General features: G+C 34.5%; 5 protein-coding genes. 4 read left to right on the top strand and 1 reads right to left on the bottom strand.

Features of this window, described 5'->3' with window-relative positions:
- The first annotated feature begins 1373 nt into the window (after positions 1-1373).
- Both F6K40_RS00620 and F6K40_RS00615 read left to right on the top strand, forming a co-directional pair.
- Complete coding sequence (locus F6K40_RS00620) at positions 1374-1997, top strand: 2OG-Fe(II) oxygenase (protein ID WP_293129891.1); 624 nt, start codon at positions 1374-1376, stop codon at positions 1995-1997.
- A gap of 352 nt (positions 1998-2349) precedes the next feature.
- Positions 2350-3225, top strand: coding sequence for an ABC transporter permease (locus F6K40_RS00615; protein WP_293129888.1), 876 nt, complete (start codon positions 2350-2352; stop codon positions 3223-3225).
- Between the two features lie 547 nt (positions 3226-3772).
- Here F6K40_RS00615 and F6K40_RS00610 read toward each other — a convergent pair.
- On the bottom strand, positions 3773-4645 hold the full coding sequence (locus tag F6K40_RS00610; protein ID WP_293129885.1) for a hypothetical protein: 873 nt from the start codon (positions 4643-4645) through the stop codon (positions 3773-3775).
- A gap of 880 nt (positions 4646-5525) precedes the next feature.
- Between F6K40_RS00610 and F6K40_RS00605 the strand changes: the two genes are divergently transcribed.
- Entirely contained in the window at positions 5526-6071 is a 546-nt protein-coding gene (locus F6K40_RS00605; protein WP_293129882.1) for an NUDIX hydrolase, read from the top strand.
- A gap of 600 nt (positions 6072-6671) precedes the next feature.
- Entirely contained in the window at positions 6672-8126 is a 1455-nt protein-coding gene (locus F6K40_RS00600; protein WP_293129879.1) for a deoxyribodipyrimidine photo-lyase, 8-HDF type, read from the top strand.
- Positions 8127-9068 lie beyond the last annotated feature (942 nt).

Genomic DNA, 9068 nt, shown 5'->3' with positions numbered 1-9068 from the left:
AAGCAGTCAGTGAAAATTTAGATAATCTGTCTGACTCAACCCTCTAGAAATGCCTTGGCAAAATCTAGTCTACTCAGAAATTTTTCTAGGAGAAAAAGTCGAATGTGGCAGGTGACTCTCAATTTTACTTTCAGAAATTTTGCCTCTTGAAGCAGTCAGTGAAAATTTAGATAATCTGTCTGACTCAACCCTCTAGAAATGCCTTGGCAAAATCTAGTCTACTCAGAAATTTTTCTAGGAGAAAAAGTCGAATGTGGCAGGTGACTCTCAATTTTACTTTCAGAAATTTTGCCTCTTGAAGCAGTCAGTGAAAATTTAGATAATCTGTCTGACTCAACCCTCTAGAAATGCCTTGGCAAAATCTAGTCTACTCAGAAACTTTTCTAGGAGAAAAAGTCGAATGTGGTCGGTGACTCTCTATTTTACTTTCAGAAATTTTGCCTCTTGAAGCAGTCAGTGAAAATTTAGATAATCTGTCTGACTCAACCCTCTAGAAATGCCTTGGCAAAATCTAGTCTACTCAGAAATTTTTCTAGGAGAAAAAGTCGAATGTGGCAGGTGACTCTCAATTTTACTTTCAGAAATTTTGCCTCTTGAAGCAGTCAGTGAAAATTTAGATAATCTGTCTGACTCAACCCTCTAGAATTGTCTTGGCAAAATCTAGTCTACTCAGAAACTTTTATAGGAGAAAAAGTCGAATGTGGCAGGTGACTCTCTATTTTACTTTCAGAAATTTTGGCTTTTTAAGCAGTCAGTGAAAATTTAGATAATCTGTCTGACTCAACCCTCTAGAAATGCCTTGGCAAAATCTAGTCTACTCAGAAACTTTTCTAGGAGAAAAAGTCGAATGTGGCAGGTGACTCTCTATTTTACTTTCAGAAATTTTGCCTCTGGAAGCAGTCAGTAAAAATTCAGATAATCTGTCTGACTCAACCCTCTAGAATTGTCTTGGCAAAATCTAGTCTACTCAGAAACTTTTATAGGAGAAAAAGTCGAATGTGGCAGGTGACTCTCTATTTTACTTTCAGAAATTTTGCCTCTGGAAACAGTCAGTAAAAATTCAGATAATCTGTCTGACTCAACCCTCTAGAATTGTCTTGGCAAAATCTAGTCTACTCAGAAATTTTTCTAGGAGAAAAAGTCGAATGTGGCAGGTGACTCTCAATTTTACTTTCAGAAATTTTGCCTCTGGAAACAGTCAGTAAAAATTCAGATAATCTGTCTGACTCAACCCTCTAGAATTGTCTTGGCAAAATCTAGTCTACTCAGAAACTTTTATAGGAGAAAAAGTCAAATGTGAGAGGTTACTCTCTATTGTAAAAACCGCTATATATAAAAGTAAATTGTAAAAATTATTTCCCATAATAAGAATTATGCTGAGTGACAAATACAATCAAAATCTGCTGCAATCAAAATGTGTAAAAATTGAGAATTTTTTAACTCAGTCAGAAAATCAAAAAATTCTCGAATCTGTAATTAAACTAGAAGCATATTTTGAAAAAAGTACTACTAGCTTAAGCTTAAGTGAAACCAACTTTCGCCAATCAAAAGTATTACATTTAGCGCCTATTTCCAAAGCGAGAATTAGTAATCGAATTAAATTAGTTTTACCTCAAGTTTTAACTAAACTTGGTCATCAAGAATTTCCCATTGCTCAAATAGAAGCACAAGTAACAGCTCATAATCATGGTCATTATTATCAGACACATAATGATAATGGAATGCCAGAAGTTGCTAAAAGAGAAATTACCTACATTTATTATTTTTATCAACAACCTAAACAATTTTCTGGCGGAGAATTAGTTCTATATGATGAAAAAATAGATAATAATTACTATAAGCAGGCAAATTCATTCAAAAAAATTGCACCGAAAAATAACAGTATTATTTTCTTTATTAGTCGTTACTGGCACGAAGTTTTACCAGTAAATTGCCCTTCTAAAAATTTTGCAGATAGTCGCTTTACTATTAATGGTTGGATACGGAGAAATAATTAATAATTAATAATGAATAATTAATAATTATTTCTCTATAGCTGAGAAAGAGTTGCTTAGGACATGGACTGATGATGAACCTTAGACTGGGAAATGTTTTTCTAACTGTTCCCTGTTCCCTGTTCCCTGTTCCCTGCTATATAATTCCCATTTCTCCTGACTCCTAACCTTAGCAACGGATTTTTTCGGTAAACCCTAATTAGTGTTAATTATCCTTGCTATTTACTTCAAATTTTGCAGATAATTGATAATTAGGGTTTGCTCAAAAAAGCAGAGTGTGGGAAAACAGGGAAATCGGACTTGGTATCAATATTATGCTAAAATCTTATTTCTTCACTTGAGCAATTATCAGATTATGACAAGTAGATTTTCAAGAGCAAAATTTTTCAGTTTTTCTAGTAAACCGAGTATTTCAATGCAGATGATGTGGGTAGGTTTAACAATTACAGTTATATTTATATTAATTGCTATTTTATCCCCACTTTTACAAAATTTAGGCTTACTCCAAAACCCTCAAGAATTTCTCAGTAACCCCATACATCAAGCACCTTCTTTTAAACATTGGTTTGGTACAAGTCGTCAAGGTTATGATATTTTTTCCCGAACTTTATTCGGCGCACAAGTTGCTTGGCAAGTTGTAATTTTAGCCACAGCATTAAGTTTAATTATTGGCGTGCCATTAGGAATGGTAAGTGGTTATCTTGGAGGCAGAATTGATAAAATTTTAATATTTTTTATGGATACTGTTTATACTTTGCCTGGATTATTACTTTCCATAACTTTAGCTTTTGTTGTTGGAAAAGGAATCTTAAATGCAGCGATCGCTCTGAGTATTGCTTATATTCCACAGTATTATCGAGTAGTTCGTAACCATACAGTTAGTGTCAAAACGGAACTTTTTATTGAAGCGGCAAGAGCGATGGGTGCTAATACTTGGAGAGTGTTGACTCGTTATTTATTTTTAAATGTTATTCAGAGTGTTCCTGTGTTGTTTACCTTGAATGCTGCAGATGCAGTTTTAGTATTAGGAGGATTGGGGTTTTTAGGATTAGGATTACCTCCTGAAACTGCTGAATGGGGAAATGATTTAAGGTTAGCTTTAGATGCTTTACCAACAGGTATTTGGTGGAGTGCTTTTTTCCCTGGTTTGACTTTAACTTTAATGGTGGTTGGGTTATCTTTATTGGGAGAAGGATTGAATGAATTTGTCAATCCTAAATTTAGAAATTAATGAAATTAAGGAAGAGGGAAGAAGAAAGGTAAGCATTCAACTATCAGTTAATTTAATAACTGATTGTCACGTTTATCAAAAATTAGCCTCTAAGGAGAATTAAAAGTTGTGTTTTCACAACATTTCGTAGGAAAGAAAAAGCTCATAAGCTAACCAAAATCAAGTTATTACCTCCAAAAGCTGAATGCTGAATACTAATAGCTGAATGTTTACGAAGAAAGAAGGAAGAAGCAATAACGAAGAAGGGGTAAATATTGAAAGAAATATAGCGTTTCTCAAGCTAATGAGGTACACCTATCTTTATTCCTATTCCCTGTTCCCTAAAAATTACTAATTTTGTATTTTACCAGTATAGAAATTGCTATAGAAAAACGATATAGATAAATATCTAAAGTAAATTGGAGCAGCTATTTTTAAGCATATCTGATAGAACTCTACGTTTTCAGTGCATTCTTTTTTCAAAGTGGTATTATCTATAACTTTCTCTATAGCATCCTCCTAATTTTAAACTTCTAAATTCTGAATGCTAAATTCTCAATTCTGAATTCTAAATTCTACCAAAACCACCCCAAAAAGCACCAGAAATTATTCCCCAAATTGAGCCAATACCTGCACCAACAATTACTCCTCTTAGCAACGTAATTTGACCAGTAATTCCTAAATTTAAAAACACATAATTACCAATAGTTATAGATAAAATTCCGCCAAGAATTCCCCAAGCGATCGCCATCAAAAAACAACCCCAAATTGCTCCGACAATTGCACCTCTTATCCCAATTAATTCTAATGCTAAAGGTAAAGGAGGAGCCATAATTAATCCACCGAATATAATTCCTGATATTGTTCCACCAATAGCACCATTTCCACTACCAAAAATCAAAACAGCTGTTAATAATTGAGGTAATTTATCAGCACTAACATCAATATTTGTTTTACTCCAAAACAGTAAGCAAACTGTGGCAACTATACCTATAATTGTGCCGAAAAAAGAACCCCAAATTGCGCCTAAAATTGCTCCAGACTTACCCCAAATTCTTGTGCCTCCTAAAAACATAGGAGGTTTAAATAAACTCCAAACAAAACCAAAACTTCCTCCGAGAAATGCTCCTAATAAATAAGCTTTACCATAGTTAGCATCCCGATTTAATATTGCTAACATTAATCCTCCAAGGGCACTGCCTAGAAAAAAACCACCAACAATTCCAGCTATTATATAATTTTTGCTAGATTCATCTTGTCTAGCCATTAATGATTTCCAAATTAGGCTGATAACTGTACACCACAAAATACTGATTAATAATGAACTTACAATAGTGACTAAATTTTGATTAATTCCAATCAATAAACCAGCTAAAGCAGCACAGAATAAAATACCCCAAAGAGTTCCACCAATTATGTACCAAATTATTTTATTAACCATATTTTTATTTTGTTTTGAATAATTTTATAAGTTATCAGTTAATTTAATCATAAGATAGTTCAAGAATTAATAATTAACAATTAATAATTAATAATTACTTCTTCTGTAATAGAAGGATTGGGTTAAAAGGAATTTTTTTCTTCTCAAGGAGAGATTGGATATGTTTAGGTAACCCATCCATGCCACCCTACGGGAAACTTGATTAACGACCGCTTTTTCTCCATGAATGGAGAGGCTTTGTACATTAATTTTTCGGTAAGTAACCGATTAAAAAAGTTTACCTTATCGCCTAACTCTAAGACCGAATATCATTTCCAGGCGTTGGTGAATGATTGTATGATTTTTAGTAGGGGCGAAGAGGGAATCGCCCGTACAGTAGTAAATAGTTAAAACAGCTTTTTTCCTTATGATTAATCTTACTTTTATCGGAATTTCATACCTTATTTCAGCAATGCCTATTATTTTCAGTTTAACATTTAGTATTAAGATACTAGAGGAGTAGGGAAAATAGAAATATTTGTTCTATAAGGGAGACAATAAATATTTTCATCATACTCTTATTCAAACATTATATAATTTTCTTCTCTCACTGTACAAAAATTCACTATTACTTTAGTCTACTAAAACTTAATGCTTAACCTCTTGATAACAGAAGAGATATAACATCTAATATTTCCTATTTTAGATAAAAATAAACTGCCACTTAAACTCAAATCTGCTATACCTAAAATTTTTATAACTCACAATATTTGCCATTTGATTGATTTATTTGTAGATAACTAATTAAAGTCAGCATTCAGCCATAAATGGTCAGCTATTAATTTAACCTGTATTCATACAAAGATGATATTATAGTTGAGGCTTATGTTTATTATATTTTATGCAAAATCAAGAACCACCCCAAATTATTAAACAACGTCTCCTATATAAAGGCAGGAAATTTAACTTTGATGTTAACCATCTACGTCTACCTAATGGAGTTGAAGGAGACTGGGAATGTATTCGTCATCCTGGAGGAGCTTTATGTATTCCTGTTACTTCAGATGGGAAATTAGTATTAGTAAAACAATATAGATTTGCTGTTCAAGGTAGACTTTTAGAATTTCCCGCAGGTACGATTGAGGAAAATGAAAATCCTGCTGATACTGTCAAACGAGAAATAGAAGAAGAAACGGGTTATCGAGCAAATAAATGGCAAAAATTAGGAGAATTTCCCCTTGCTCCCGGATATTCAGATGAATTTATTTATGCTTTTTTGGCAGAAGATTTAGAGAAGTTAGAAAATCCTCCCGCACAAGATATTGATGAAGATATGGAAACAGTTTTAATGACTCCTGAAGAATTAGAAAAAGCTATTTTAGAGGGAGAATTTGTAGATGCTAAATCAATCTGTAGCTTATTTTTAGCAAAACCGTTTTTATCGTAAGCATTCAGCTATTAGTTCGGGTTTGGAGACCAAACCCCTACAGTTTTTTGACAAAAATAATTGAGGATTAGTATTGTTAGAAGTAATTTAATTTATCAGTTTTAGCCTTGGTTTTGGAGAGCAAACTCCTACAGTTTTTGGGTAAAAATAATTGAGGATTAGTATCGTTAAAAGTAATTTCAGTTATCAGTTTTGGCTTTAGGTTTGGAGACCAAACCCCTACAGTTTTTTGACAAAAATAATTGAGGATTAGTATCGTTAAAAGTAATTTAACTTATCGGTTTTAGCTTTGGGTTTGGTCTCCAAACCCCTACAGTTTTTTGACAAAAATAATTGAGGATTAGTATCGTTAAAAGTAATTTCAGTTATCAGTTTTGGCTTTGGGTTTGGAGACTAAACCCCTACAGTTTTTTGACAAAAATATTTGACAAAAATAAATGAGGATTAGTATCGTTAAAAGTAATTTAACTTATCGGTTTTAGCCTTGGGTTTGGAGACCAAACCCCTACAGTTTTTTGACAAAAATAATTGAGGATTAGTATCGTTAGAAGTAATTTAATTGATCGGTTGTGATTAAAATTAACAGTAAACTAAAACAAAATGTCTCACTTAATTCTATTTTGGCATCGGCGCGATTTACGCATTTCAGATAATATCGGACTGACACAAGCATCTGAAGAAACCCAAACAGTAGTAGGCATATTTTGTCTTGATGAAAATATTCTTAAACGAGACGATATTGCTCCTGCCAGAGTTACTTATATGATTGGTTGTTTACAACATCTCCAAAAACGCTATAAACAGATAGGAAGTCAACTATTAATAATCTCAGGAAAACCTACAGAAGCTATACCAAAATTAGCAACTTTTCTAGAGGCAAAAGCTGTGTATTGGAACCTAGATGTTGAACCTTATAGTAAGGAACGCGATCGCCAAGTTACAAAAAATTTAGAAGCTGCAAATATTCAAGTAAAAACTTTTTGGGACCAACTCCTGCATTCCCCAGAAGAAATATTTACTGGCACCAAAAAACCCTACACTGTCTACACTCCTTTCTGGAAAAATTGGAATAGCAAAAAAAAATCCGCTCCAGTTAATATTTCCTCACTCAAAGGATTAACTGAAGAGCAACTTCAACAGACAACACAAATAGGAATAATTGACTTACCCACTGCTAAAGAATTAGGATTTAATTGGGAAAATGAACTGATTCTTGAACCTGGAGAAATAGCAGCATTAGAAAAATTAGAAACATTTTCCAATGAGGCGATATATTCATATCAAGAACAACGAAACTTTCCTAGTATGGATGGAACATCTCAACTAAGTCCCGCTTTAAAATTTGGTGCCATTGGTATTCGTACAGTTTGGGCAAAAACTCAAGAATTAATTGAAAACTGCCGTAGCGATGAAGCATTTGAAAATATAGAAACCTGGCAAAAAGAAATAGCATGGCGGGAATTTTATCAATATGTTATGTACCATTATCCCCAATTAGAAACAGGTCCTTACCGAGAAAATTGGAAAAATTTTCCTTGGGAGAATAATCAAGCATATTTTCAAGCTTGGTGCCAAGGCAAAACAGGTTATCCTATTGTTGATGCTGCTATGCGTCAGTTAAACGAAACAGGTTGGATGCACAACCGTTGCCGGATGATAGTGGCCAGTTTTTTGACCAAAGATTTAATTATTAACTGGCAGTGGGGCGAAAAATATTTTATGCAGAAATTAATAGATGGCGACCTTTCTGCTAATAATGGTGGTTGGCAATGGAGTGCTTCCAGTGGCATGGACCCAAAACCCTTGAGAATATTTAATCCTGCATCTCAGACACAAAAATATGACCCAGAAGCAGAATATATTCGGCAGTGGGTTTCAGAGTTACGGAATGTAGATACAGAATATTTAGTTACTGGTAAAATTCCAGAGGATGAAAGAGACGGTGTAGGTTATCCTCCGCCTATTGTTGACCATAAAAAAAGACAGCAATTATTTAAGTCACTTTATCAGGAACAGAAAAATTACAGTACTTTCAAGGGTAGTAAGGTACAGTAACAGTAATAAGTGAATCAATAAAATAATTTCCGGACTTACCCGGAACCGTCATATCTAGCATTTGCCCTCTAGGAATGGCATTTGCCCTCTAGGAATGGCATTCGCCCTCTAGGAATGGGATTCGTCCTCTAGGAATTTGCGAAAGTCCTGAATTTATCATAGGCGATCGCTAAAGTCAAAAAATGATATCAAATCCGAGGGAATTGGACATAAAAAAAATCTCAAATCGTCATAATTACTCAATCTTTGTAATCCTCTCCCCTCCTTACTCCTTACTCAATCAAGACTGAATCAATCTATAACTGTTTAACCGGATTTGATATGACACCCTTAGGCTCAACAACCTTGCATTTGCGCCAGTTACGATCGGGTTTTTGGGGAACCAAGGCGACAGCAAAACCTGCCATTCGGCGCTGTGTGACCTCGATCGTTCGCTCTAGAGACTTTTGAGCGCAAACCCTATTTATTTGTCAACGACTTCTACTGGACCGACGCTCTAGATCGTGTAGCGCAGAACTTATTATAGAGGTTTTTTGTTACAGCAAATATAACAAATTCCTGGTCTTTGAGGCCTATCTAGTAATGGATCGCCAACAAGCGTAGGTAGAAATGGTTTGTTACATTTATTGGGTAGATAAGGTACGCAAGTTCCAGCACTATATGCATTGAACTTCTTAGCTAATTCCTTCCGACAAGCCATATTCAGTGGAGGCTTTTGTGCAGCAATATTTTTCAAGGATTGTGACGTAGCAGCATAGGAGGGAGCTGTCGAGCTAAAACTCATGACAAGCATCGCCACAGATACAAGGAGAATCGAGCCAATTAGCAGTCTGGACAATTTGGTTAATATCATTTTGATTTCTAGTATACTACAAAGAGAACGGAGCCAATTAGCAGTCTGGACTTGGCTAAGGCGCTGTCGGCATTCTGAGAATCACCGCA

It is taken from the genome of Okeania sp. SIO3I5, assembly GCF_010672085.1.
Taxonomy (GTDB): domain Bacteria; phylum Cyanobacteriota; class Cyanobacteriia; order Cyanobacteriales; family Microcoleaceae; genus Trichodesmium.
The sequence above is the reverse complement of the archived record's forward strand: the minus strand, read 5'-3'. Positions and strand labels throughout refer to the sequence as shown.

Excerpts from the sequence above, each read along its gene's own strand:
- F6K40_RS00620 (WP_293129891.1), top strand. The coding sequence starts at position 1,374 with ATGCTGAGTGACAAATACAATCAAAATCTGCTGCAATCAAAATGTGTA.
- F6K40_RS00615 (WP_293129888.1), top strand. The coding sequence starts at position 2,350 with ATGACAAGTAGATTTTCAAGAGCAAAATTTTTCAGTTTTTCTAGTAAA.
- F6K40_RS00610 (WP_293129885.1), bottom strand. The coding sequence starts at position 4,645 with ATGGTTAATAAAATAATTTGGTACATAATTGGTGGAACTCTTTGGGGT.
- F6K40_RS00605 (WP_293129882.1), top strand. The coding sequence starts at position 5,526 with ATGCAAAATCAAGAACCACCCCAAATTATTAAACAACGTCTCCTATAT.
- F6K40_RS00600 (WP_293129879.1), top strand. The coding sequence starts at position 6,672 with ATGTCTCACTTAATTCTATTTTGGCATCGGCGCGATTTACGCATTTCA.